Source organism: Roseateles sp. P1_C1_2 (assembly GCF_056406535.1).
The window spans coordinates 39,365-62,357 of record NZ_JBFUAB010000033.1 but is presented as its reverse complement, the minus strand read 5'-3'; the positions used below and the strand labels follow the sequence as shown (position 1 = coordinate 62,357).

Annotated in this window: 23 protein-coding genes; 20 read left to right on the top strand and 3 right to left on the bottom strand. The window is 68.9% G+C overall.

The genetic code is table 11. The features are described from left to right. Nucleotides 1-100: 100 nt before the first annotated feature. The 11 genes from AC1D2H_RS27530 (at nucleotide 101) to AC1D2H_RS27480 (ending at nucleotide 9,920) form a co-directional block, all read left to right on the top strand. Nucleotides 101-2,581: a DUF1549 and DUF1553 domain-containing protein gene (locus AC1D2H_RS27530; protein ID WP_478013080.1), complete on the top strand. Its 2,481-nt coding sequence runs from the start codon at nucleotides 101-103 to the stop codon at nucleotides 2,579-2,581. An 8-nt stretch (nucleotides 2,582-2,589) separates the two neighbouring features. After that, entirely contained in the window at nucleotides 2,590-4,026 is a 1,437-nt protein-coding gene (locus AC1D2H_RS27525; RefSeq protein WP_477937429.1) for a DUF1501 domain-containing protein, read from the top strand. A gap of 136 nt (nucleotides 4,027-4,162) precedes the next feature. Further along, nucleotides 4,163-4,354 carry a hypothetical protein gene (locus AC1D2H_RS27520; protein WP_477937431.1) on the top strand — a complete coding sequence of 64 codons (192 nt, stop codon included), beginning with the start codon at nucleotides 4,163-4,165 and terminating at the stop codon, nucleotides 4,352-4,354. 304 nt (nucleotides 4,355-4,658) lie between these two features. Then, nucleotides 4,659-5,006: a cytochrome c gene (locus AC1D2H_RS27515; RefSeq protein ID WP_478013079.1), complete on the top strand. Its 348-nt coding sequence runs from the start codon at nucleotides 4,659-4,661 to the stop codon at nucleotides 5,004-5,006. Then, nucleotides 5,003-5,383: a hypothetical protein gene (locus AC1D2H_RS27510; RefSeq protein ID WP_477937435.1), complete on the top strand. Its 381-nt coding sequence runs from the start codon at nucleotides 5,003-5,005 to the stop codon at nucleotides 5,381-5,383. The genes AC1D2H_RS27515 and AC1D2H_RS27510 overlap by 4 nt, the downstream gene beginning before the upstream one ends. Continuing rightward, nucleotides 5,380-5,946 carry a peroxiredoxin gene (locus tag AC1D2H_RS27505; protein WP_478013078.1) on the top strand — a complete coding sequence of 189 codons (567 nt, stop codon included), beginning with the start codon at nucleotides 5,380-5,382 and terminating at the stop codon, nucleotides 5,944-5,946. The genes AC1D2H_RS27510 and AC1D2H_RS27505 overlap by 4 nt, the downstream gene beginning before the upstream one ends. A gap of 28 nt (nucleotides 5,947-5,974) precedes the next feature. Next, on the top strand, nucleotides 5,975-6,430 hold the full coding sequence (locus tag AC1D2H_RS27500; RefSeq protein ID WP_478013077.1) for a c-type cytochrome: 456 nt from the start codon (nucleotides 5,975-5,977) through the stop codon (nucleotides 6,428-6,430). 2 nt (nucleotides 6,431-6,432) lie between these two features. Beyond that, nucleotides 6,433-7,110, top strand: a complete 678-nt coding sequence (locus AC1D2H_RS27495; RefSeq protein ID WP_478013076.1) for a lectin — start codon at nucleotides 6,433-6,435, stop codon at nucleotides 7,108-7,110. 80 nt (nucleotides 7,111-7,190) lie between these two features. Next, nucleotides 7,191-8,858: an ExeA family protein gene (locus tag AC1D2H_RS27490; RefSeq protein ID WP_478013075.1), complete on the top strand. Its 1,668-nt coding sequence runs from the start codon at nucleotides 7,191-7,193 to the stop codon at nucleotides 8,856-8,858. Between the two features lie 25 nt (nucleotides 8,859-8,883). Further along, a complete protein-coding gene (locus AC1D2H_RS27485; RefSeq protein ID WP_478013074.1) occupies nucleotides 8,884-9,522 on the top strand; it encodes a general secretion pathway protein GspB in 639 nt (212 codons plus the stop codon). A 65-nt stretch (nucleotides 9,523-9,587) separates the two neighbouring features. After that, entirely contained in the window at nucleotides 9,588-9,920 is a 333-nt protein-coding gene (locus AC1D2H_RS27480; RefSeq protein ID WP_477936805.1) for a thioredoxin family protein, read from the top strand. Here AC1D2H_RS27480 and AC1D2H_RS27475 read toward each other — a convergent pair. Next, on the bottom strand, nucleotides 9,913-10,818 hold the full coding sequence (locus tag AC1D2H_RS27475; protein ID WP_478013073.1) for an alpha/beta fold hydrolase: 906 nt from the start codon (nucleotides 10,816-10,818) through the stop codon (nucleotides 9,913-9,915). The two genes, AC1D2H_RS27480 and AC1D2H_RS27475, sit on opposite strands and share 8 nt — an antisense overlap. A 205-nt stretch (nucleotides 10,819-11,023) precedes the next feature. Here AC1D2H_RS27475 and AC1D2H_RS27470 point away from each other — a divergent pair, with 205 nt between their 5' ends. The 3 genes from AC1D2H_RS27470 to AC1D2H_RS27460 all read left to right on the top strand — a co-directional run bounded on the left by AC1D2H_RS27470 (nucleotide 11,024) and on the right by AC1D2H_RS27460 (nucleotide 15,217). Further along, on the top strand, nucleotides 11,024-11,278 hold the full coding sequence (locus tag AC1D2H_RS27470; protein ID WP_477936801.1) for a hypothetical protein: 255 nt from the start codon (nucleotides 11,024-11,026) through the stop codon (nucleotides 11,276-11,278). A gap of 84 nt (nucleotides 11,279-11,362) precedes the next feature. Beyond that, nucleotides 11,363-12,442, top strand: a complete 1,080-nt coding sequence (locus AC1D2H_RS27465; protein WP_478013072.1) for an MBL fold metallo-hydrolase — start codon at nucleotides 11,363-11,365, stop codon at nucleotides 12,440-12,442. Nucleotides 12,443-12,604: 162 nt separating this feature from the next. After that, nucleotides 12,605-15,217 carry a cellulase family glycosylhydrolase gene (locus AC1D2H_RS27460; protein ID WP_478013071.1) on the top strand — a complete coding sequence of 871 codons (2,613 nt, stop codon included), beginning with the start codon at nucleotides 12,605-12,607 and terminating at the stop codon, nucleotides 15,215-15,217. A 1-nt stretch (nucleotide 15,218) separates the two neighbouring features. Here the strand turns inward: AC1D2H_RS27460 and AC1D2H_RS27455 are convergent, their stop codons facing one another. Then, complete coding sequence (locus AC1D2H_RS27455; RefSeq protein WP_477936795.1) at nucleotides 15,219-16,115, bottom strand: TauD/TfdA dioxygenase family protein; 897 nt, start codon at nucleotides 16,113-16,115, stop codon at nucleotides 15,219-15,221. A gap of 465 nt (nucleotides 16,116-16,580) precedes the next feature. Between AC1D2H_RS27455 and AC1D2H_RS27450 the strand changes: the two genes are divergently transcribed. The 4 genes from AC1D2H_RS27450 to AC1D2H_RS27435 all read left to right on the top strand — a co-directional run bounded on the left by AC1D2H_RS27450 (nucleotide 16,581) and on the right by AC1D2H_RS27435 (nucleotide 20,216). Then, complete coding sequence (locus AC1D2H_RS27450; RefSeq protein ID WP_478013070.1) at nucleotides 16,581-17,588, top strand: DUF6081 family protein; 1,008 nt, start codon at nucleotides 16,581-16,583, stop codon at nucleotides 17,586-17,588. A 45-nt stretch (nucleotides 17,589-17,633) separates the two neighbouring features. Further along, a complete protein-coding gene (locus AC1D2H_RS27445; RefSeq protein WP_478013069.1) occupies nucleotides 17,634-18,239 on the top strand; it encodes a TetR/AcrR family transcriptional regulator in 606 nt (201 codons plus the stop codon). 148 nt (nucleotides 18,240-18,387) lie between these two features. Continuing rightward, the gene (locus AC1D2H_RS27440; protein ID WP_478013095.1) at nucleotides 18,388-19,218 is read left to right on the top strand and encodes an oxidoreductase; all 831 of its coding nucleotides are present in this window, start codon (nucleotides 18,388-18,390) and stop codon (nucleotides 19,216-19,218) included. Beyond that, nucleotides 19,215-20,216: an NADP-dependent oxidoreductase gene (locus AC1D2H_RS27435; protein WP_478013068.1), complete on the top strand. Its 1,002-nt coding sequence runs from the start codon at nucleotides 19,215-19,217 to the stop codon at nucleotides 20,214-20,216. The genes AC1D2H_RS27440 and AC1D2H_RS27435 overlap by 4 nt, the downstream gene beginning before the upstream one ends. On the opposite strand, the gene AC1D2H_RS27430 is transcribed toward AC1D2H_RS27435, so the two are convergent. Then, a complete protein-coding gene (locus AC1D2H_RS27430; protein WP_478013067.1) occupies nucleotides 20,203-21,240 on the bottom strand; it encodes a DUF3500 domain-containing protein in 1,038 nt (345 codons plus the stop codon). The genes AC1D2H_RS27435 and AC1D2H_RS27430 overlap by 14 nt on opposite strands. A 75-nt stretch (nucleotides 21,241-21,315) precedes the next feature. On the opposite strand from AC1D2H_RS27430, the gene AC1D2H_RS27425 reads away from it, so the two are divergent. Beyond that, nucleotides 21,316-21,795 carry a VOC family protein gene (locus AC1D2H_RS27425; protein WP_478013066.1) on the top strand — a complete coding sequence of 160 codons (480 nt, stop codon included), beginning with the start codon at nucleotides 21,316-21,318 and terminating at the stop codon, nucleotides 21,793-21,795. A 35-nt stretch (nucleotides 21,796-21,830) separates the two neighbouring features. Further along, nucleotides 21,831-22,982, top strand: coding sequence for a serine hydrolase domain-containing protein (locus AC1D2H_RS27420; RefSeq protein ID WP_478013065.1), 1,152 nt, complete (start codon nucleotides 21,831-21,833; stop codon nucleotides 22,980-22,982). Nucleotides 22,983-22,993 lie beyond the last annotated feature (11 nt).

Here is a 22,993-nt window from a genome sequence, read left to right as displayed (position 1 = left end):
AAACCTGCCCTGTTTTCGGCCCGATTCGCGCCGTTTTCGCTGGCGCGCTTATTGCGCTGACCCTTCCAGTTCGTCCTTGTCATTTCCCCGGGAGACCTACGTGCCCAAGTTCCGGATTGCCCCTCTCGCCCTCGCCGCCCTGCTGGCCGGCGTCGCCACCCTCAGCCCCGCCGAAGACTACGCGCCGCCCGGCGGCTTCGTCAAAGGCAGCGAGCGCCCCTGGTCCTACACGCCGCTGAACACGCAAGTCGCCACGCCGGCCCTCAAGGCCAAGGCCTGGGTGCGCCAGCCGCTGGACGCCTTCGTGCTCGCCAAGCTCGAGGCGCAGGGCATCGCGCCTTCGCCGGAAGCCGACCGCCATGCCTACATCCGCCGCGCCACGCTCGATGCCTGGGGCATCCTGCCCACGCCCGAGGAAGTGAACGCCTTCGTGGGCGACAAGTCGCCCAAGGCGCACGAGAAGCTCGTCGAGCGCCTGCTGGCCTCGCCGCGCTATGGCGAGCGCCAGGCGCGCCGCTGGCTGGACCTGAGCCGCTACGCCGACAGCGACGGCTACAACACCGACGGCACCCGGCCCAACATCTGGCGCTACCGTGACTACGTCGTCAACGCCTTCAATGCCGACAAGCCCTTCGACCGCTTCGTCAAGGAGCAGCTGGCCGGCGACGAGCTCTGGCCCGAGCGCACCGAGGCGCTGATCGCCACCGGCTTCCTGCGCAACCTGCCCGACGAGATCAATGCGCGCGATTTGAACCTGAAGAAGCAGGAGGTTGCCAACGACCTGACCGACACGGTGTCCGCCGTCTTCCTCGGCACGACGCTGGGCTGCGCCCAGTGCCACGACCACAAGACCGAGAAGATCACGCAGCAGGAGTACTACCAGTTCCAGGCCTTCTTCTCGAACGCGAGCTGGAAGGACGACGTCTCGCCGCTGACCGGCAAGGCGCTGGCCGACTACAAGGCCCAGCTCGCCAGGTGGGAAGACGCGACCCAGGACCTGCGCGAGCAGCGCGAGGCCATCCTCAAGCCCACCATCGACAAGCTGGAGACCGACCGCCTGTCGGGCTTCGTGCCGGCCACGCGCGACTCCATCAGCAAGCCGGCGGCCGAGCGCAACGCCTACGACCGCTGGATCTACCACCGCAACCTGTGGACCATGCAGGGCCGCACGCGCAACGCCGAGAACCAGCTCAAGACCAAGGACAAGGACGGCTACGCCAAATACCAGGCCCTGGGCGAGCAGCTGAAGAAGTTCGACGCGCTCAAGCCCAAGGACCCGGGCGCCATCTCGACGATGGCCGAGCTGGGCCCCGACGCGCCGCCGACCAAGGTGCTGTTCAAGGGCATCTACGACCGCCCGCTGCAGGAAGTGCAACCCGGCCTGCCGGCCCTGCTGACCGACAACACGGCACTGAAGATCGAACCGACGGCGACGTCCTCGGGCCGCCGCACGGCCCTGGCCAACTGGCTGGTCAGCCCCGACAACGGCCTGACGGCGCGCGTCTTCGTCAACCGCCAATGGGCCCAGGTCTTCGGCCGCGGCATCGTCGACACGACGGCCGACTTCGGCAAGACGGGCAGCAAGCCGACCCACCCCGAGCTGCTCGACAAGCTGGCCGCCGACTTCGTCAAGCAGGGCTGGAGCGTGAAGACGCTGCACAAGCAGATCCTGCTGTCCAGCACCTACCGCCAGGCTAGCTTGGCGCGCGAGGTCAAGCAGGATCCGGACAACAAGCTGCTGTGGGCCTTCCCGCGCCAGCGCCTGGAGGCCGAACAGTTGCGCGACTCCCTGCTGGCGGCTTCGGGCCTGCTGGAAGAGAAGCGCGGCGGACCGTCGGTCTACCCGCCCATCCCGCCCAACTTCGACATCGGCGGCCAGCGCAACCGCTGGCAGACCTCGGAGGACCCGCGCGACCACAACCGCCGCAGCCTCTACGTCTTCGTGCTGCGCAACTCGCCCTATCCGCTGCTGGAAACCTTCGACTGGGCCAACCCGCAGTCGCCGCACTTTCGCCGCGACGTGACGACGACGGCCCCGCAGGCCCTGGCCCTGGTCAACAGCGACCTGGTGCTGGGCTGGAGCCAGGCCCTGGCGGGCCGCGTCATCCAGGAAGCACCGGCCAGCGAGTCCGCCAGGATCGACCGCGTCTACGAGATCCTGTTCTCGCGCAAGCCGACGGCCCAGGAAAAGGAGCGCCTCACCGCCTTCCTGAACGCCCAGGAGGCCCTGCAGACGGCCCAGGCCGGCGAGGTCAAGAAGCCGCATCTGCCCGAAGGCTGGGGCGTGGACCCCAAGCTGGCCAAACAGATCGACGGCTTCTACAAGGCCGCCTACAAGCGCGAACCCGATCGCTACGAGCGCACGGCCTTCCTGAGCTATCTGGACCAGCAGGCCGCCAAGCGCAAGAAGGGCGATGGCGGCGACGACTCGGCGGATGACGGTGGCGGAGCCGCTCCGGCCACCACGGCGGCGGCCATCAGCGGCACCCCCATCAAGGGCGCCAGCAAGGCCCGCGCCGCCGCCTTCGTCGACCTGGTCCACACCCTGGTCAACACCAACGAATTCACCTATCGCTTCTGAGGTTTGAAATGAGCCATCACCACCATTCCCGCCGCCACTTCCTCGGCACGGCCGTCGGCTCCGCAGCCGCAGGCGCCTTCGGTTTCGGCAGCTTCGGCGGCCTCTCGTCCGCCTTCGCCAGCGAGCTCTTCGATCCGACGCTGCCGCGCCAGCCCCACCACCCGGCCAAGGCCAAGGCCGTCATCTGGCTGCACATGGCCGGCGCGCCCAGCACGCTGGACCTGTTCGACTACAAGCCCGATCTCATCAAGCTGGCCGGTACGCCCCTGCCCGACAGCTTCGGCAAGGATCTGAAGACGGCCACCGACGGCGGCGTCGGCAACCTCTACGCCAGCAAGCGCACCTGGAAGCAGCATGGCGAGAGCGGCGCCTGGGTGTCGGACCTGCTGCCCAACATCGCCAAGCAAGCCGACGACATCGCCTTCCTGAAGGGCAGCAAGACCGAGGGCAGCACCCACGTCATCGCCTCACTGAAGTTGCACACCGCCGGCCTGGTGCCGGGCCGCCCTGCGCTCGGCTCCTGGGTGCAGTACGGCCTCGGCTCGGCCAACCCCGACCTGCCGGCCTTCGTCGTGCTGCCCACCGGCGTGGGCGCGGCCGGCGGCGGCCGTGGCGCCGTCATCTGGAGCAGCGGCTTCCTGCCCGCCGCCCTGCAGGGCACGCCCTTCCGCAAGGGCGACTCGCCCATCCTGCATCTGGCGCGGCCCGATGGCATCACCGAGAAGGAACAGCGCGCCCAGCTCGACCTGCTGCGTGCGCTGAACGGCGAGCATGCCGAGCGCTACCCCGGCGACACCGAGCTGATCGCCCGCGCCAAGAGCTATGACCTGGCCTACCGCATGCAGAGCTCGGCACCCGAAGCGGTGGATTTCAGCAAGGAGACCGCTGCGACGAAGGCCGCCTACGGCATCGGCACCAAGGAGACCGACGAGTACGGCACCGCCCTGCTGCGCGCCCGCCGTCTGGTGGAGCGCGGTGTGCGCTTCGTGCACGTCATCTCCGGCGCGCCGGACAACAGCGTGGATTCGTGGGATGCGCATAACAACCTGGAGAAGAACCACGCCGTCATGTGCAAGCAGGTGGACCAGCCTGTGGGTGCGTTGTTGGCGGACTTGAAGGCCCGTGGCCTGCTGGAGACGACCCTCGTCGTCTGGGCCTCGGAGTTCGGCCGCACGCCGTATGGGCAATCGGGCAACGGGCGGGATCACAACCCTTGGGGCTATACGCAGTGGATCGCCGGCGGCGGCATCAAGCCGGGAACGTATGGCGGCACGGACGAGATCGGGTTGCGTGCGGCGACGGGTGTGGTCGACACATATGACCTGCAGGCGACGCTCTTGCATCAGCTGGGGCTGAACCACAAGAAGCTGGTGTTTGCGCATCAGGGTCGGGCGGAGAAGGCGACGACGGTGTTTGGGGATGTGATCAAGGAGATCCTGGCTTAAGCGCGGTTGCTCTTGCGATGCGGTCTGCCTCATCGATGCATTGCCGGGAGTCCGTCCCGGCGGCCGGGTAACTTTCTTCTGCGGGGCCAGAAGAAAGTCACCAAAGAAGAGGCCCTGAACCGCACACGAGCACCACATGCACGAGCTGCGCCGTGCAACAGCCGACTGCCCGACGCCCACAAGCGAACCGCTGCGCTCTCGCACACGACTTGTGAAGAGCGCCATCCATCGGATCTGCGGGCCGTTCGACGCGCGGCTGCACGCCGGGCTCATCAAAACAGCCCAATGCAGCGTCGCTCGGGCGACGCGGCTGTTCGGTATTTCCTGATGAGCACGGCGTGCAGCCGGCGTTAAGCGGCGTGAAGGAGCAATGGATGGTGATCGTCACAGGGACAGCAGCGAGAGCGCAGCGGGTCGCGTGTAGGCGCGGCCCAGTTCCGAGCACCGCGAGCGCATGCCGCCGCTCGAGTGCGGATTGCATTGAGCGCTCCTCTTTTGGTGACTTTTCTCTGGCGCGTCAGAGAAAAGTTACCCGCCCTGCCGGGGCGGACTCCCGGCTCACTGCATCGGGTCGAAAGGCTCTCCGCAAAAACAAACGAATGAACTTCTCGAGACACCTAGCCGTCCTCCCCGTGCTCATTGCAACCACCGTCTTCGCCGCACAAGCCGATCTCAGTGCCGACGACATGCGCACTGCCGAAGACACGCTGCGCGACCTGGACTCCAACGTCAGCCTGCAGAACCGCAAGGCCCTGGACGAGGCGCGTGAACTCGCGCGCTTCTTCCAGCAGGTCGGCGCCCACTACACGGCCCAGCCCGATGCGGCCCGCGGCGTCGACTTCGCGCGCAAGTCGCAGGACCACGCCCAGGCCATCGCCGCCGCCGTCGAGGCCGGCAACTACGACGCCGCGCAGGACGCACTCAGCGACTTGACGCGCAGCTGCAAGGCCTGCCACGAGGTCTACAAGATCAGGAAATGACAGCTCGCTTCCTCATCTCCATCGCCCTGCTCGCCGCGCCGCTCTGCCACGCCGCCTCCAAGCTCGACCTCGGCATCTGGATGCGCGCCATCGACCACAAGTCGGTCAGCGTGCAGAAGGCCCTCGCCGCCGGTCGCCACGACGAGGCTGCGGCCGATGCCCAGGCCCTGCAGAAGCTCTATGCCGACATGACGACCTTCTTCGAGAAGGACTACCCGGCCGCCGATGCGGTCGGCTTCTCGCGCGACGGCGAGCGTCAAGCGGCCGCCATCACCACGGCGCTGGCCGCCGGAGATGTCACCGGCGCCAAGGGCGCCGCGCGCGCCATCGCCCTCGCCTGCAACGACTGCCACGACCCCTACAAGCCTTTGCCATGAAGCATTTCGCCTTCGCGCTGCTCGCCCTCGCAGGCACCGCCCATGCGGCCCTCAAACCCGGCGATGCCGCCCCCGACTTCCGTGCCACCGCGGCGCTGGCCGGCAAGACCATCGACGTCCAGCTCAAGGACGCCCTCGCCAAGGGCCCCGTCGTCGTCTACTTCTATCCGGCCGCGTTCACGGGCGGCTGCAATCTGCAGGCTCACGAGTTCGCCGAGAACCTGGCCCGCTTCACCGCCGCCGGCGCCAGCGTCATCGGCGTGTCGGGCGACGGCCTCGAGCGCCTGCGCGAGTTCTCGGCCGACCCCGAGACCTGTGCCGGCAAGCTCGCCGTCGCCTCCGACGCCGACGGCAGGATCGCGCGAGCCTTCGACATCGCGACCACCGCGACACCGGCCGGCCGCAAGACCACCCAGGGCCAGGACATCACCCATGCCCGCGCCGAGCGCACCAGCTTCGTCATCGGCCGCGACGGCCGTGTGGTCGCCACCGTCGGCGGCCTGGCCCCCGCCGCCAACGTGGCCGCCGCCCTCGCCGAGGTCGAGCGCCTGGCCGGCCGCTGATCCCTTTCCCCACTCATCCAACACAACGATGAAATCACTTTGCCTCATCACCGCGGCACTGCTGGCCACCACCGCCCAGGCCCAGCAGGCCCCCAAGCCCGAACAGCTCATCAAGTGGCGCCAGTCGGCCTACCAGGTCATAGGCTGGAACACCGGCCGCGTGAAGGCCAATGTCGACGGCGCCTACAACAAGGACGACGTCATCCGTGCGGCGAACACGATCGCCGCCGTCGCCAATGGCGGCCTGCCGACCCTGTTCGCCGCCGGCACCGACAGCGGCAAGGGCTGGCATGACACCTCGGTCAAGGCCACGCTGTTCAGCGATGCCTCCGGCGCCGCCGCCGCCCAGGCCGCCTTCGGCAAGGAAGCCAACGAACTGGCCCGCATCGCCCAGGGCGGCGATGTGGCCGCCGTCAAGGCCCAGCTCGCCGCCCTGCAAAAGACCTGCAAGGCCTGCCACGACGATTACAGGAATTCCAACTGATCATGAAGACTTCACTCCTCGCCACGGCCCTGCTGTTCGCGGGCGCCGCCCAGGCCCAGACTCCGCCGGCCGCGGCCGCCAGCGCCCCGCCCCCACCGCCCTTCAGCTTCTTCGTCACCAGCAGCGGTGGCGGCCAGGGCGCCAACTATGGCGGCCTCGAAGGCGCGGACGCGCATTGCCAGAAGCTGGCCGACGCGGCCGGCACGCCGTTCAAGACCTGGCGCGCCTACCTGAGCACCCAGGGCACCGGCGCCGTCAATGCCCGCGACCGCATCGGCAAGGGCCCCTGGACCAATGTGCGCGGCCAGGTCATCGCGCGCGACGTCGGCCATCTGCACGGCGACACGCTGGAGCAGGCCCAGCTCGGCAGCAACCTGACGCGCAACACGGCGCTGACGGAGAAAGGCGAACGCCCCAAGGCCGCTGGCGATACGCCCAACGAGCACGACATCCTGACCGGCTCCACACCCGAGGGCCGGGCCTACCCGGACAGCGCCGACAAGACCTGCCGCAACTACTCGTCCGGCGCCGAGGACGGCTCCGTGCAACTCGGCCACTTCGACCGCACCGGCGGCGGCAATGCGTCCTGGAACTCCGCCCACGGCAGCCGCGGCTGCAGCCAGCCCAAGCTGGTGAGCACCGGCGGCGCGGGCCTGCTGTACTGCTTCGCGGCGAACTGAACGCGCAAAGGACCGTCGGCGCTTCGCGGCGTCGACGGGAAAGCTGAGCGGCCCCGTTGGGATGGTTATCCTGCCGCCCCATGTACGCGCCCTTCTTCGGCTTGAAACAAGCGCCGTTCTCGATCGCGCCGGACCCGCATTACCTGTTCATGAGCGAGCGCCACCGCGAGGCGCTGGCCCACCTGCTGTATGGGCTGGACGGCGGTGGCGGCTTCGTGCTGCTGACCGGCGAGATCGGGGCCGGCAAGACCACGGTCTGCCGCTGCTTCCTGGAGCAGATCCCGGCGAACTGCAACGTCGCCTACATCTTCAACCCCAAGCTCACCGTCACCGAGCTGCTGCAGGCGATCTGCGACGAGTTCCACGCCGCGGTGCCGCCGGGCGCGCGGACGGTGAAGGACTACGTCGACCCGCTCAACGCCTTCCTGCTGGCGCAGCACGCGGCCGGGCGCAACAACGTGCTCATCATCGACGAGGCGCAGAACCTCTCGGCCGACGTGCTGGAGCAGTTGCGCCTGCTGACCAACCTGGAGACCAGCGAACGCAAGCTGCTGCAGGTGGTGCTGATCGGCCAGCCCGAACTGCGCGGCATGCTGGCCCGGCCCGAGCTGGAGCAGCTGGCGCAGCGCGTGATCGCGCGCTTCCACCTGGGCGCGCTGTCCGAGGCTGAAACGGCGCAGTACATCCGCCACCGCCTGAACGTGGCCGGCCTCACTGGTGCCCTGCCCTTCGACGCCAAGGCGCTGCGCCTGATCCACCAGCTCACCCGCGGCGTGCCGCGCCGCATCAACCTGCTGTGCGACCGCGCGCTGCTGGGCGGCTATGCCAGCGGCCAGGCCCAGGTCACGCCGGCCATCGTCCGCCAGGCCGCGGCTGAAGTGTTCGACGCGCAGCTCACCCCTGCCCGACGCCGGCGCAAGCGCAAGTCGGACCCGGTCGGCCTGAGCCTGCTGGTGCTGGCCGCGGCCCTGGCCGGCGCAGGGCTGACCTGGGCGCTGCAACAGTCATCGAAGGCGGGTCGCAACGACAAGGCCGACACCGCCAAGGTCGCCGCGCCAGCCTCAGCCGCGTCTTCCTCCGCGAGCGCGGCCTCGGCCGCGGCTTCCGCCACCAGGCCCGCCTCAGCGGCCGGCAGCATCGAGCCGCTGCGCCTGGCCGACTGGACACCGCAGGAGAGCGACGCCTGGGCCGCATTGGCCCAGCGCTGGGGCTTGCCGCTGCCAGCCGACGTCGACCCTTGCACCGCTGCCGCACAGCGCGGCCTGCAGTGCTACCGCAGCAGCAGCGGCAGCCTGTCGCTGATCCGCCTGATCGACCGCCCGGTGCTGCTGACGCTGCAGCGCCCGGGCCAGCCGCCGGCGCTGGCCGCGCTGGTGGGGCTGGATGGGCAGCAGGCCACGCTGCTGGTGGACGGCAAGCCGCGCCGGGTCGCGCTGCCGGAACTGGCCGGTGCCTGGCGTGGCGAGTTCAGCACCTTCTGGCGCATGCCGCCGGGCTACGCCAACCGCGGCGACAACATGGGTCCTCTGCGCAACTGGCTGGCCGAGCAACTCGCCCGCGTGCCGGGCATCGCCGCGCCCGCCAGTGCCGCCTCCACACCGCCAAGCTTGAACGAGCTGACCCGCCAGGTCCAGGCTTTCCAGGCCAGCCAGGGCCTGCAGCCGGACGGCCGCGTCGGTCCCATCACGCTGATGCAGATCAACCGGGCCGCCGGCGTGGCCGAGCCGCGCCTGGACGTGGCGCGCTGACCCCAGAATCGAGCGACCAACCACCATGTCCTACATCCTTGACGCTCTGCGCCGGGCCGAGGCCGACCGCGAACGCGAGCGTGGCCAGGTGCCGGGCCTGCACACCCAGCCCCCTTCCGGCAGCGCAGCGGCACGCGGCGCCGGCCGGCGCCGCTGGCTGCCCTGGGCCGGCGGCGGCCTGCTGCTGCTGGCCGGCATCGGCGCCGGCAGCTGGTGGGCGAGCGGCCAAAACCCAGCCCCCGCGCCGGCTCCATTGCCTGCACCACGAGTCGCGCCCCTCACCCCACCCGCGCCGCAGGCCGCCAGCGGGCCTCTGCCGCAGCCTGCGGCCTCGGCCTCGCCCTATCTGCCGCCCGCGCCACCGCCGGCCGCCGTGGCCGCTGCGCCGCTGCCACGGCCCGCCAACGTGGCCGCGCCGGCACCGCTGGCCGAAGCCCCCATTCCGCGGCTGTCCGAACTGCCCGAGAGCCTGCGCCGCGAGCTGCCCAAGCTGGTGATCAGCGGCTCGGTCTATTCCGACGACCCGGCCAGCCGCTTCGTCATGGTCAATGGTGAGGTGATGCGCGAAGGCGCCAAGCTGGGTGCCGACCTGGTGCTGGAGCAGATCGGCCCGCGCGAACTGGTGCTGCGCTTCAGGGGCCAGCGCTACCGGCACCCCGTCTAGGCCAGGCCAAGGCGACGGGCACCGCATTTGCCGACACCGGTCGACACGGCCGACAGGAGATTCCGATGAGCTCGCCCTCACGCTATGCCAGCGACGAACCAACGCGCGCCGACGTCGACGCGATGGCGGGAGCCACCGTGCTCGAGTTCGGCGCCAACTGGTGCGGCATCTGCCAGGCCGCTCAAGGGGTCATCAGCGCAGCGCTGGCCGACCCTGTGGCGCCCGCACCCTTGCGGCACCTGAAGATCGAGGACGGCCGCGGGCGGCCACTGGGCCGCTCCTTCGGCATCAAGCTGTGGCCCACCCTCGTCATGCTGCAGGACGGCCGCGAGGTTGCGCGCGTGGTGCGGCCCGGCGGCTCGGCCGAGATCGCCGACGCGCTGGCGCGCCTCAGTTGAAGAACGCCAGCAGGATGGGTGCCAGCACCTGGGCGCTGACGTCATGGGCCTGGCCCTCGACCACCCGGCGCTGGGCGCCCGGGATGGCCTTGGCCAGCTTGTCGGCCGTCGGGCGCATGAAGGGCATGGGGCCCAGGCTGGCGCCGCCGTCCATCACCAGGGTGGGCACCTTCACCTGGGCGGCGATGCCCACCGGCACGGAACGGTCGTCCCCCAGCAGCGCGTTGTCGTAGGCCAGCGTCGGCGCCATCTTCAGCATGCCCGGCCAGGCCGGTGACGCCTTCATCTTCGCCAGCGCTGCGTCGGGGGCACCCACGAACTTCATGAAGGACGTGACGGCCTCGGCGCGCTGGTCGGCCGCGAGCTGCCTGTCCAGGCTGGCCGTGAAGGCCTTCCATTCCCTGGCCGCGCCCTCGGCTTCGCTGTAGGGTGGCTCGTAGAGGGCCAGCTTCCTGACCTTGCCACCGAGCAGGGCCGCCGCCTGCAGCGCCAGCGCGGCGCCAGAGGACTTGCCATACAGATAGGCCGAGCCGCCGGCGCTGTCGATGAGGGCCTCGATGTCCTCGACCTCGCGCCTGACCGCATAGGGCTTGCCGTCCCCGCTGTCGCCCCGGCCGCGTCGGTCATAGCTGTAGACCGTGAGGCGCGCCGCCAGCAGCTGGGCCAGCTCGGCGGCGCCCGCGCGGTCGGACAGTGCGCCACCCACGACGATGACCGCCGGGCCCTTGCCCAGCTTGTCATAGGCGATCCGGGTGCCGTCCCGGGACTGGACCGCCTGGGCGGCCCTGCCCGGCTCGGTGCGCGGCGCCTGCGCAGGCGGCTGGGCCTGGGTCAACGACGCCAGAGACAGCAGCGCGGCGAGCCAGGCGGCGGAAAGCAGTGAGGGTGCGGCATGCATATGTTTCTCCTGCCATGGACGACAGCAAGTGCCGGCAATCGGCGTGCCCCTCGGTGTTGATGAGCACGAGGCGTTGCCAGGCCGCCCGTCCCGCAAATCCGCAATTCGTCCGCCCCCGCCGGCGATCCATCGCCTGGCCCTCGCAGCGCGCGGCGTGGCTGCAGACACTGCAATCACTGACACAGCCAACCCACCGGAGCCCACCATGAACACCGCCGCCAAGACCTTCGTGATCGCCATCGCTTCCGTCACCGCCGCTGCCGCCATCGGCGTCGGCCTGGCCAACGGCACCGCAGCGCCCGCGACCGAGGTCGTGAAGCTGGAGCGCGTCGTCATCGTGGGCAAGCGCGCAGACACGACGCTGATCGCCAAGCTGCCGCGAGTCGTCATCGAAGGCCGCCGCAGCACCGCTGCCGAAACGACGCTGGCGGCGGCCCAGACCGCCGTCTGGCTGGTCTGACCCCTCCGCTGCTGTCAGTCACCCACCCGCCGCTGGCGGGTTTTCTTTTGGCGGCGCCCAAAGCGCGGCTGGCACACTCGGCGCATGCGACTCCTCCTGCGCCTCGCAGTGCTCGCCAGCCTGCCCTTCCTGGCCAGTTGCGCCAGCAACAGCAACTGCAGCGCGCCCTACGCCGCCTCGCCGCAGCTGCAGGACTGCCTCTTCGCCAACCCGCCCAACCCCGCGACCCCACCGGGCGCCAGCGGCTGGGCCATCTGGACGCGCTTCATCTTCGGCAGCAAGGTCGGCACGGTGCCGGTCGACGCTATTCCCGTGCGGCCGCTGACCACGGCCCAGCTCGAGGCGCTGGACCCGCAGGCCAACCACCTCGTGCGCCTCGGTCATTCCTCCCACCTGCTGAAGCTGGGCGGCAAGTTCTGGCTCATCGACCCGGTGTTCGGCGAACGTGCATCGCCGTTCAGCTTTGCCGGCCCGAAACGCTTCCACGCGCCGCCGCTGGCCTTGCAGCAGTTGCCGCCCATCGAGGGCGTCATCCTGTCGCATGACCACTACGACCATCTCGACGTACCCACCATTCGCTACCTCGCCTCACGGGCGCAGCGCTATTTCGTGCCGCTGGGCGTGAAGGCCCGCCTCGTGGAGATGGGCGTGCCCGCCGAGCGCGTGCAGGAGCTGGACTGGTGGCAGGGCGCCACGCATGCCGGCGTACAGCTGACGGCCACGCCGGCCCAGCATTTCTCCGGCCGCAGCTTGAGCGACCGCAACAGCACGCTGTGGGCCTCCTGGGTCATCCAGAGCGGCGAGCAACGCATCTTCTACAGCGGCGACTCGGGCTATTTCGGCGGCTTCAGGCAGATCGGCGAGCGCTTCGGCGGCTTCGACGTGGCACTGATCGAGAACGGCGCCTACGACGCCTACTGGCCCGCCGTGCACATGACGCCGGAAGAAAGCGTCAAGGCCTTCCAGGACGTGCGCGGCAAGCTGCTGTTCTCGGTGCACAACAGCACCTTCGACCTGGCCTTCCACACCTGGCAGGACCCGCTGAACCGGCTGGCCGACCTCGCCGAGGCCCAGGGCATTGCCCTGGCCACGCCCGAGATTGGCGAGGTGCTGACGGTGGGGCAGCCGCGCAGCAACAAGCGCTGGTGGGTGGGGCTGAAATAGCGCCCACGGATTGCCTAGTGGAATCGATTCCACCCTGCAACCCGGAAATCCACCCGAAACACGGCACTCCCCTAGGAAGTCCCCCAGGGGCTGTTGACAGCCCTGGAAGGCGTCCCGGATACTGATTTGGAACCGGTTCCAAATCAACAACGGAGACAAGACGTGGCAAGACGATGGTTGGTGGGCGGCACTGCCGCCCCGCTGGGCAGTTCCGCGCGCGGCGCATTGCTGGGGGGCCTGATGGGTGCGGCCCTGCTGGCCGGTTGCGGCGGTGGTGGCGGATCGCCCGCGCCCTCACCTGCCCCCAGCCCGGCGCCTGCGCCCGCCCCGGCTCCGGCACCCGCCCCAGCGCCCGGTGACAGCCTCACGCTGCTGAAGACCGACGGCGGCAAATGGGTCAACGCCAGCGGCAGCCAGGTGCTGCTGAAGGGCACCAACCTGGGCAACTGGCTGGTGCAGGAGTTCTGGATGATGGGCCAGGGCGGCAATGGCGTGACCGACCAATGCACCCTCGAAGCCAAGCTGACCGAGCGCTTCGGCTATGACGAGAAGGAGCGCCTGATCAAGCTCTACCGCGACAGCTGGATCACCACGCGCGACTGGGATCAACTGAAAGCCTTCGGCTTCAACATCGTCCGCCTGCCGATTCTGTGGAGCGTCATCGAGGACGAGAAGAAGCCCAAGACCCTGCGTGCCGACGCCTGGAAATACCTGGACTGGAGCATCGCCGAGGCCAAGAAGCGCGGCATCTATGTGATCCTGGACCTGCATGGCGCCCATGGCGGCCAGACGCCCAACGATCACACCGGTTGCGCCGGCCAGAACAAATACTGGACGGACACCGAAGCGCAGGAGCGCACGCGCTGGGTTTGGCAGCAGATCGCGACCAAGTACAAGGACGAGCCGGTGGTGGCGGCCTACGACCCGCTCAACGAGCCCTGGGGGTCAAGCGCCGAAGCGATGGTGACGCGCGTCGAAGACCTGTACAAAACCATCCGCGCCATCGACGACAAGCACATCGTCATGCTGCCCAGCCATTACGGCAGCATCGACGCCTACGGCAATCCGACGATCAAGGGCTTCACCAACGTCGCCTTCGAGATTCATCCCTACCCGGGCCTGTTCGGCGACAGACCCGGCGATTCCGCCTACATGGTCCACCGCGACTGGCTGCGCTGCGGCGCGACCGGCACCACCGGTGTTTGTGCCTACAACAAGCAGGTCAGCGACCTGAAGATCCCGCTGCTGGTGGGTGAATTCCAGCCCTGGCAGAGCGCCGGCCTGGACCTGGGCGGCCAGATCGGCCGCGCCACCTACGACACCTACGCCAGCTATGGCTGGGCGTCGACCTCCTGGGCCTACAAGCTGGTCAGCCCGGCGGGCGGCTCCGGCAAGGGCACCTGGGGCATGGTCACCAACGCCGTCAACACCAACTTCGATACCGGCGTCGGCATGGTGGCCAAGGCCAGCACCTGGGATTGCGCCGGCTGGGATGCCAGCTTCGCCAATGCCTGTGCGGTCAAGGCCGCCACGATCAAGGTGGGCGGCAGYGGCCGCAAGACCTACTACTTCGTCATCAAGAGCGGCGCGGTGGCCGGCAGCAATCCCGACGTGAGCTTCGACAAGATCAGCATCACCAACACCGCCACCAATGCCGAAGTGATCACCAACGGCGGCTTCGGCTCCAGCACGGGCTGGACCACGCTGACCGTCAGCGGCAGGTTGAACCTGGACTTCAACACCTCGGCCGCGGGCAAGACCCCGACCGGCAGCGAAGGCGCCGTGCTGCGGGTGACCCGCCCGGACGGCGTCACCGGCGAAGTCAACGGCGGCATCTATCAGGCCATCACGCTGGAAGGCGGCCAGACCTATGCATTGAGTGGCGTGTTCAAGGACAACGGCAGCGCCAACACCTGGGCCGAGATGTATCTGCTCGACAAGGAGCCGGTGCAGGGCAAGGACGTCATCGACATGAATGGCAAGGTGGACTTCACTGTCGCCACGGTCACTGAAATCGAGAACCTGTTCAAGAGCTATGCCACACAGGCCCTCGAGGTCCATTCGGGGCTGGCGCAATGGATGACGAGCGCCACCGCACCGGAGGTCTTCCAATTGCCGGCGCGCCCCGCCAATCTGAAGCTGACTGAAGGCGGCACCAGCAATGCGCTCAGCTGGAATGCCAGCACCGACGCCAAGGTCACGGGCTACAACGTCTATCGCAGCACCAGCGCCGGCGGCAGCTACACCAAGCTCGCCGAGAAAGTTGCCGCCAATGCCTACACCGACAGCACGGCTGTCAGCGGCGCTACCTATTACTACGTCGTCACTTCGCTGACCGCTGCCAACGAAAGCTATTACAGCGACGCTGCGAGCACCGCCATCCAATATGTGGCCGTACCCGCGACCCTCCAGGCCGAAGCCTTCACGGCCATGAGCGGCGTGGAACTCGAGAACTGCAGCGACACCGGCGGTGGCCAGGACGTGGGCCATTTCGATGCCGACGATTTCATCGAGTTCAAGATCAAGGCGGCTGCCGCCGGCAACTTCAGCATCGACTACCGCCTGGCAAGCGCCAACGGCAGCACCGGCTTCGAGGTCTGGGTGGATGGCGTCAAGGCGGTGGATGTGATGGCCGTCCCCAACACGGGCGGCTGGCAGACCTGGGTCACCCAAACCAGCGCCCCCTTCCCCATGACGGCCGGCAACCACACGCTGCGCCTGAAGTCCATCGGCAAGGAGTGGAATCTGAACTGGCTGAAGGTGAACGCCCAGTAGCTCAGCAGGGCCTGTCGCCCTCGATCGTCGTGCGGTGCAGGCGCCGCCGCAGATGGTCGGGGCAGCCGGCGGCCAGGTGCAGCACCGAGCGGTTGTCCCAGAACACCATGTCGTGCGGCTGCCAGCGGTGGCGGTACTGCAACTGGGGCAAGGTCGCGTACTGGAAGAGCTGCTGCAACAGCGCGCGGCTCTCGGCGTCGGGCAGGCCGACGATGCGCGTCGTGAAGTGCTCGCTGACGAAGAGACCCTGGCGCCCCGTCTCCGGGTGGGTGCGCACCACCGGCTGCACGACCGGCCTGACCTGGGCCACCTGCTCGTCGCTGAGCTTGGGCCGCCAGGGGCTGCGCTCGCGCAGGGCCTCGTACTTGGCGAGGTAAGAGTGCTCGGCCTGCAGGTGGCGGACCCGCGCCTGCAGTTCGGGCGGCAGCGCCTGCCAGGCCGCATGCTGGTCGGCGAACAGCGTGTCGCCGCCTTCACTGGGCAGCTCCTGGGCCAGCAGCATGGAGCCCAGGCTGGGCTTTTCCTTGTACGACAGGTCCGAATGCCAGAAGTAGCCCGCGTCGCCGAGGCCGACCGGTTGGCCGTTCTCGACGATGTTGGAGACGATGAGGATCTCCGGGTGGCCCTTCAGGTGGAACTGGTGCAACACATGGATCTCCAGCGCGCCGAAGCGCCGGCTGAAGGCTATCTGCTGCTCGGGCGTGATGCGCTGGTCGCGGAAGACCAGCACATGGTGATCCAGATGGGCGCGGTGGATGCGGCGGAAGTCGTCGTCATCGAGGGGCTGGCTCAGGTCCAGGCCCACCACCTCGGCGGCGAAGCTGCCGGGCAGGGGCTGGATGGCCGGGCGCTGGTGCGCGCCGACAGGCGGGCTGGCGGATTCAACAACGGTGCTCATCGTGGCTCTCATGCGCAAAACCCCGGCAGCTTAGGTCCGCAGCCTTCTGCGGCAAACGAATCAAAACACAAACGCTCATGCGCTTTGCGCACAAGAAAAAAGCCCTTCGACCGGCGCACCGGCCCGAAGGGCTGAATCCACCCTTGCGGGAGGAGGAGACAAACGAGGAAGCCCAGACCTTAACGCCCACGCCACGGCAGGACCAATCAAGTTTGCGACTGAACTCATAACAAAGCCGCTTTAGGGCTGGCGCACCGCCGCGCCGGCGCCCGCGCGGCTACCGGGTTCTCTCCCAGGCTGTCCCCAATCGAGAGGAGCGAACGCCGCCGACCTGGGAAAACCTGCGTACCGCCCACTGCGCATTGCCCGAATGTCGGCAGCGAGGCAATGCAGCCTCGAATCAAGGGGCACTTCATGAACTCAAGCCAGACTCACTGGACCCGCACCGTATTTCGGTGCACGACCTTGGCCCTGGCACTCGGCGCCGGACCCGCCCTGGCGGGCACCATCGTCTACGACAGCTTCGACGCGCCCGGCTATTCCCTCGCCGGCTATGGCGCCAAATGGGCCAACCCCTACGGACTCGGCGAAATGGCCGCTACCGACACGCGCGACTTCTCGGCAGGCAACTTTGCCATCAAGGCGCCGGTGTTCCAGACGGGCTATGACTTCAGCGTCTACGACCATCTCAAATACATCGCCACCAGCACGCAGACCTTCGCGGTGCCGACAGGCGGCTCGCTGACCTTCTCTTCCACCATCACCGCCACGGCTCACAACACGCAGGCGGGGGGCCGCGTCATCAGCGGCAACTACATCCAGAGTGGCCTGCCCTATTCGGCAACAGCGCTGGAAGGCCAGCAGGCCGGCGCCGTGATGAACATGATCGATTTCTCCACCGGCCAGCTGTTCGACTGGTTCATCTCCGGCTCGACCGCCTTCACGCTGATCGAACGCCTGCCGTCATCGGTCACCAACCCGGCACTGCTGCCGGGCGACGCGGGCTACGTCGGCATCGACAAGATGTACACACAGATCATCAGGCAGATCGACATCGGCCCCGGCCCGCACGTGGCGTCCATCAGCTACAGCGATGCCGGCAGCGTCAGCTACTTTCTCGACGGCGCGCTGGTGTCCCAGGTCGACAACGTCGGCATCCCGCTGGACCAGCAGGGCGCGAACTGGTCCGGCGTCTACCCCTCCTACGGCCCCGGCGAGGCCCTGGGCGGCAAGATCCGCAACCTGACCATCGGCCACGGCCTCTTCAGCCTGCTCGACGCCTTCCCCTTCCAGCACCCCGACCGGCCCGACCTGGCCGTCTCCATCCCGGTGTCGGAGCGCCTGTTCGGCCAGGGCATGGACGCCACCTTCGACAACTTCACCGTCACCGCGGTGCCCGAGCCGGGCAGCTGGGCGATGCTGGCGGCCGGCCTGATGCTGGTCGGCGGCGTGATGCGGCGCCGGCCCAGCTGACCCGAGGCGTCAAGAAAGTCACGACGGCTCCGAATCGGATGACGTATGATGAACGTCATGCGAAATACGACAACCAACGCCAGAACCGCCGCCAAGGAGGCCTCGCACGAACGCATCGTGTCGGCCGCGGCGCGGGCCATCCGCCGCAGCGGCTACGACGGCACGGGCGTCGCAGACATCATGAAGGAGGCGGGCCTGACCCATGGCGCCTTCTATGCCCACTTCGCCTCCCGCGAGGCCATGCTGGCGGAAGCGGCCGGGCAGGCCTGCGCAGAGTCGGCCGCCGCAGCGGCCGACGTCGTGGCCCGCACGCCGCCCGACCAGACCCTGGCGACCATGCTCGGCGCCTACCTCTCCAAGGCCCACCTCGAGCAGGTGGAGCTGGGCTGCCCGCTGGCGGCGCTGGGTTCGGAGACATCGCGCCAGGCCCCCGAGGTGCGCCGCGTGACCACCCGCCACATCAAGGCAACGGTGGACTTGATCGCGCGCCAGTCGCCCGACTGGGGCCGGCCTGCGGCTCACGAGCAAGCGCTGGTGACCCTGTCCACCATGGTCGGCGCCCTGATGCTGGCGCGTGCCGTGGACGAGCCCGCGCTGTCGGACAGCCTGCTCGACGCGGCGCTGAAAAGCCTGGCTCCCGCCCATCCCTGAACCTCACCGATGGACGTCGGCCTTTTTGCTCGCCTTCAAGTATGACGAACATCATGCGAATAAACACAAAAGCCTTCCTGACCCGCCGCGCACCGCGTACGCCGGCGAGTTCCTGACCCTCACACGCGGACGAAAGAACACCATGAAGATGAACAGCAAGATCGCCCTCGTGACGGGCGCCTCCTCAGGCATAGGCCAAGCCACCGCCGAGCGGCTCGCCAAGGCGGGCTACACCGTCTACGGCACGAGCCGGCAGGGGCGGCAGGCGGGGCAGCGCGGCTACGAGATGCTGGCCCTGGATGTGACGCTGGACGACTCGGTCGAGGCCGCCGTGGCCAAGGTGGTGGCGCTGCACGGCCGCATCGACCTGCTCGTCAACAACGCCGGCTTTGGCGTCGCGCCGGCCGGCGCGGAAGAAAGCTCCATCGAGCAGGCACAGGCCATCTTCGACACCAACTTCTTCGGCATCGTCCGCATGACGCGGGCCGTCCTGCCGCATATGCGCCGGCAGGGCAGCGGCCGCATCATCAACATCGGCTCCGTGCTGGGCTTCCTGCCCATGCCCTACGGCGCCCTCTACGCCGCGACCAAACACGCCATCGAAGGCTATTCCGAATCGCTCGACCATGAGCTGCGCACCCGTGGCATCCGGGTCTCGGTGGTCGAGCCCGCGTATACCAAGACGCCGTTCGACGCGAACTTCCTGGAGCCCGATGCCATGCTCGACGACTACCGCGAGGCGCGTGTGGCCGTGACGGAGAGGGTCAGGCAAGTGATGGCGACGGCGGACCAGCCGGGCGTCGTTGCCGACGTCGTGCTGAAAGCCGCCAGCGCGGCGCAACCCAAACTCCGCTACACGGCCGGCGGGCTCGCGAGCCGCCTGCGGTTGCTGCGCCGATTCGCACCCGCCGGCATGGTGGACGCCGGCATTCGAAGCGATCTGCGCCTCGACGCGGTGTCATCGGCGAGCGCGTCATGAAAGCCTTTCTCCTCGACCGCTATGGCAAGAGCCGCGCCCTGCGGTCGGCAGAGATGGCCGAGCCGGCCTTGCGCGATGACGAGGTGCTCGTCCAGGTCCATGCCGCCGGCGTGAACCTGCTCGACGCCAAGATCAGGAACGGCGAGTTCAAGCTCATCCTGCCCTACCGCCTGCCCCTCGTGCTGGGCCATGACGTGGCCGGCGTGGTCACCCAGGTCGGGCCGCGCGTGCAGGGCTTCAAGCCGGGTGACGAGGTCTACGCCCGGCCCGACGACTTCCGCATCGGCAGCTTCGCCGAATACGTGGCCGTCAAGGAGGCGTCCCTGGCCCTCAAGCCCAAGGCCCTCAGCATGGAAGAGGCCGCTTCGCTGCCGCTCGTGGGCCTGACCGCCTGGCAGGCCCTCATCGAGAAGGCCCAGCTGAAGAAGGGGCAGAAGGTCTTCATCCAGGCCGGCTCGGGCGGCGTCGGCAGCTTCGCCATCCAGCTGGCCAAGCACGTCGGTGCCACCGTCGCCACCACGACCAGCAGCGCCAACATCGAGCTGGTGAAGCGCCTGGGCGCCGACGTCGTCATCGACTACCGCAAAGACGACTTCGAGCGGGTGCTGCAGGACTACGACGTCGTGCTGCACAGCCAGGACACCGCGACGCTGCACAAGTCCCTGCCCGTGCTCAAGCCCGGCGGCAGCCTCATCTCGATCTCCGGCCCGCCCGATCCCGCCTTCGCGAAGGGCATTGGCGCGCCCTGGTTCGTGCGCCTCGTCGTGCGCCTGTTGAGTGCCGGCGTCAGGCGGACGGCGGCACGCCTGGGCTTGAACTACGCCTTCCTCTTCATGCGGGCCAGCGGCCAGCAGCTGCGCGAGATCACTGCGCTGGTCGACGCCGGCGCCATACGCCCGGTCGTGGATCGCGTCTTTGCTTTCGAATCCACCAACGACGCGCTGGCCTATGTCGAGACCGGCCGGGCCAAGGGCAAGGTGGTCGTCAAGGTGAGGTAGCCGCCCGGTGGCGATGCGCGCTGCCCTCGGCCTGGCGGTAGTGCTCGCCCAGCACGTCGCGGCCGAAGTCGGCGTCGAAGTCACGCCACACCGAGTGGATGTGATTGCCGCCGGAGTTGTCGAACTCGATGAGGAAGCTCGCGCCCTGGATGCGGAAGTAATGCGGCTGGCCCGGCTGGGTCGAGCCGGCCCAGCCCATGCGGATGCCATCGAGCGGTGCCGCCCGCACGCGGGCCAGGCGGGCCAGGGCCAGCTCGGGCTGCAGATGGTCGGCAAAGGCCGCGACCAGCTTCAGCAACTGGGCCTGCTGGCCGGTGTCCATGTCCGCGAATGGCAGGCCCACCGCGTCCAGCGGCCGGGCGCGCGGGGCATTGCGGCTGACGATGTCGCCGAAGGGGCGGTCGCTGAAGATGGCGCGCGAGCGTTGAGCCGGCGCCAGGCCGGCCAGCCATTGGCGGGCGAGGTCTTCCTCATGGCCGAGCAAACGAAGCCCCCGCTTGGGCTCGACGGTCGGGTTGGCGCCGAAGAACTGCGGCAACGTCGTCACGTAGCGGTCGCCACTCAGGCTGAAGTGCAGCGACAGATGATGGCCCTCGATGCGCCACCCCCAGCCTGCCGCGCCAGGCTCGCCGTAGATCGCGACGGCATAGTTCTCGGGGTCGCGAGCGCTGCCCGAACCCTCGATCTCGCGCAGCGCGATCTCCAGCGCCATCAGCGCCCTCACTTTGCCCAGGCCGCCCTCGTTCAGCGCCGTGCGCAGCAGGGCCGTCGTCGCCTCGCGCTGCGCGGGTGACATGGCCTTCAAGGCGACGCCGTCGCGGCGGCGCGGCGTGTAGTGCCAATCGCTGCGAGCGGCATCCGTGAAAGAACGCAGCAGATCGCTCCGCTGCGGCGCCGGCGTGGCCTGCATCAGCTGCCGCGCAGCCTGGGCGGGCGTCGTGGGCGCCTGCGCCTGCAGCACGGGCGTGACGGCGAACAGGGCCACCAGGGCCGAACCGGCCAGCAGCGAACGGCGGAGCTTCATGGCGACAACATAACGTAACCACCTGAGCCTCCGCCAGGGGCCAAGATTCGACGCAACCCTTCAACAGGAGACCCCATGACCGCCAAGAACACCATCTGCCTCTGGTACGACGGCGATGCGCTGGACGCCGCGCGCTTCTACGCCGAGACCTTCCCCGACAGCCGCGTCGGCGCCATCCACCGCGCACCGGGCGACTTTCCCGACGGCAAGCAGGGCGACGTGCTGACCGTGGATTTCAGCGTCGCCGGCATCCCCTGCATCGGCCTGAACGGCGGCCCGCTCTTCAAGCACAACGAAGCCTTCTCCTTCCAGATCGCGACAGATGACCAGGCCGAGACCGACCGCCTGTGGAAAGCCATCGTCAGCAATGGCGGCCAGGAAAGCCAGTGCGGCTGGTGCAAGGATCGCTGGGGCCTGTCCTGGCAGATCACGCCGCGCGCCCTCATCGCCGCGATCACCGACCCCGATCCCGCCGCCGCCAAGCGGGCCTTCCAGGCCATGATGGAGATGCAGAAGATCGACATCGCCAAGATCGAGGCGGCACGGCGCGGCTGAGGCCGGCCCGGGCGGGGCCTGCAGAATCCCTGCCCATGCGATTCCCCAACACCGCCGCCTGGCTGGTCGCCGCCACGCTGCTGGCGGCCTGCGCCCATCGCCCCGCCCTCGCCCCGGCGCCTCTGGCCGATGCCGACGCCGCCGTCAAGCGCTTCATCGCCCAGGGCCAGCTGCCGGGCGCGGCGGTCTGGATCGAGCGCATCGGCCACGGCAGCCACCATCGCGCCTATGGCCGGCGCGCCGTCGACCCCGCGCCCGAGCCGCTGGACGAAGCCACCGTCTTCGACGCCGCTTCGCTGACCAAGCCCGTCGTCACCGCCACGCTGGTGCAGTTGCTGCGCGAACGCGGCCAGCTCGACGTCGAGGCCCCGCTGCAGCGCTATCTGCCGGATTGCGGCGGCGCCGACAAGGCCGGCATCACGCTGCGCCAGCTGTTGACGCACAGTTCGGGCCTGCCCTCAGGCTTGCCGCGCAACGGCGCCGGCGACTGGGCCGGCAAGGACGACGCACTGCGCATCGCCTGCGCCCTGCCGCTGGCCGCGCCGCCCGGCACGCAGTTCCGCTACTCCGACGTCAACTACATCCTGCTCGGTCTCATCGTCGAGCGCGCCGCCGGCATGCCGCTCGAGCAGTTTGCCGAGCAGGCCCTGTTCCAGCCCCTGGGCATGACGGACAGCGGCTATCTGCCGCTGCGCCGCATGGCTGCCGCGCGCATCGCGCCGACCGAAAAACTCGCCGATGGCCAGGTGCTGCGCGGCGAGGTACATGACCCGACCGCACGCAAGATGGGCGGCGTGGCCGGCCATGCGGGCCTGTTCACGACGTCGGCAGACCTGGCCCGTTTCGCCCGCATGCTGCTGGCCGGCGGCGTGGCCGAGGATGGCCGGCGCCTGCTGTCGCTGCAGAGCGTGGCCCTGCTGACGACGCCGCAGTCCCCGCCCGACATCGCCGAGAGGCGCGGCATGGGCTGGGACATCGCCTCGCCCTATGCGCGCCCGCGCGGCAGCCTGTATCCGCCCACCAGCTTCGGCCACACCGGCTTCACGGGCTGCGCCTTCTGGCTGGACCCGACGAGCCACAGCTTCTTCGTGCTGCTGTCCAACCGCGTGCACCCCGCCGCCGGCACCAATGTGCTGCCGCTGTATGGCGAGCTGGGCACGCTGGCGGCGCGGGCGGCGGGCTTGTAGGTGGGAGCGCA

Excerpts from the sequence above, each read along its gene's own strand:
- AC1D2H_RS27525 (WP_477937429.1), top strand. The coding sequence starts at position 2,590 with ATGAGCCATCACCACCATTCCCGCCGCCACTTCCTCGGCACGGCCGTC.
- AC1D2H_RS27520 (WP_477937431.1), top strand. The coding sequence starts at position 4,163 with ATGCACGAGCTGCGCCGTGCAACAGCCGACTGCCCGACGCCCACAAGC.
- AC1D2H_RS27510 (WP_477937435.1), top strand. The coding sequence starts at position 5,003 with ATGACAGCTCGCTTCCTCATCTCCATCGCCCTGCTCGCCGCGCCGCTC.
- AC1D2H_RS27505 (WP_478013078.1), top strand. The coding sequence starts at position 5,380 with ATGAAGCATTTCGCCTTCGCGCTGCTCGCCCTCGCAGGCACCGCCCAT.
- AC1D2H_RS27500 (WP_478013077.1), top strand. The coding sequence starts at position 5,975 with ATGAAATCACTTTGCCTCATCACCGCGGCACTGCTGGCCACCACCGCC.
- AC1D2H_RS27495 (WP_478013076.1), top strand. The coding sequence starts at position 6,433 with ATGAAGACTTCACTCCTCGCCACGGCCCTGCTGTTCGCGGGCGCCGCC.
- AC1D2H_RS27490 (WP_478013075.1), top strand. The coding sequence starts at position 7,191 with ATGTACGCGCCCTTCTTCGGCTTGAAACAAGCGCCGTTCTCGATCGCG.
- AC1D2H_RS27485 (WP_478013074.1), top strand. The coding sequence starts at position 8,884 with ATGTCCTACATCCTTGACGCTCTGCGCCGGGCCGAGGCCGACCGCGAA.
- AC1D2H_RS27480 (WP_477936805.1), top strand. The coding sequence starts at position 9,588 with ATGAGCTCGCCCTCACGCTATGCCAGCGACGAACCAACGCGCGCCGAC.
- AC1D2H_RS27475 (WP_478013073.1), bottom strand. The coding sequence starts at position 10,818 with ATGCATGCCGCACCCTCACTGCTTTCCGCCGCCTGGCTCGCCGCGCTG.
- AC1D2H_RS27470 (WP_477936801.1), top strand. The coding sequence starts at position 11,024 with ATGAACACCGCCGCCAAGACCTTCGTGATCGCCATCGCTTCCGTCACC.
- AC1D2H_RS27465 (WP_478013072.1), top strand. The coding sequence starts at position 11,363 with ATGCGACTCCTCCTGCGCCTCGCAGTGCTCGCCAGCCTGCCCTTCCTG.
- AC1D2H_RS27455 (WP_477936795.1), bottom strand. The coding sequence starts at position 16,115 with ATGAGCACCGTTGTTGAATCCGCCAGCCCGCCTGTCGGCGCGCACCAG.
- AC1D2H_RS27445 (WP_478013069.1), top strand. The coding sequence starts at position 17,634 with ATGATGAACGTCATGCGAAATACGACAACCAACGCCAGAACCGCCGCC.
- AC1D2H_RS27440 (WP_478013095.1), top strand. The coding sequence starts at position 18,388 with ATGAACAGCAAGATCGCCCTCGTGACGGGCGCCTCCTCAGGCATAGGC.
- AC1D2H_RS27435 (WP_478013068.1), top strand. The coding sequence starts at position 19,215 with ATGAAAGCCTTTCTCCTCGACCGCTATGGCAAGAGCCGCGCCCTGCGG.
- AC1D2H_RS27430 (WP_478013067.1), bottom strand. The coding sequence starts at position 21,240 with ATGAAGCTCCGCCGTTCGCTGCTGGCCGGTTCGGCCCTGGTGGCCCTG.
- AC1D2H_RS27425 (WP_478013066.1), top strand. The coding sequence starts at position 21,316 with ATGACCGCCAAGAACACCATCTGCCTCTGGTACGACGGCGATGCGCTG.
- AC1D2H_RS27420 (WP_478013065.1), top strand. The coding sequence starts at position 21,831 with ATGCGATTCCCCAACACCGCCGCCTGGCTGGTCGCCGCCACGCTGCTG.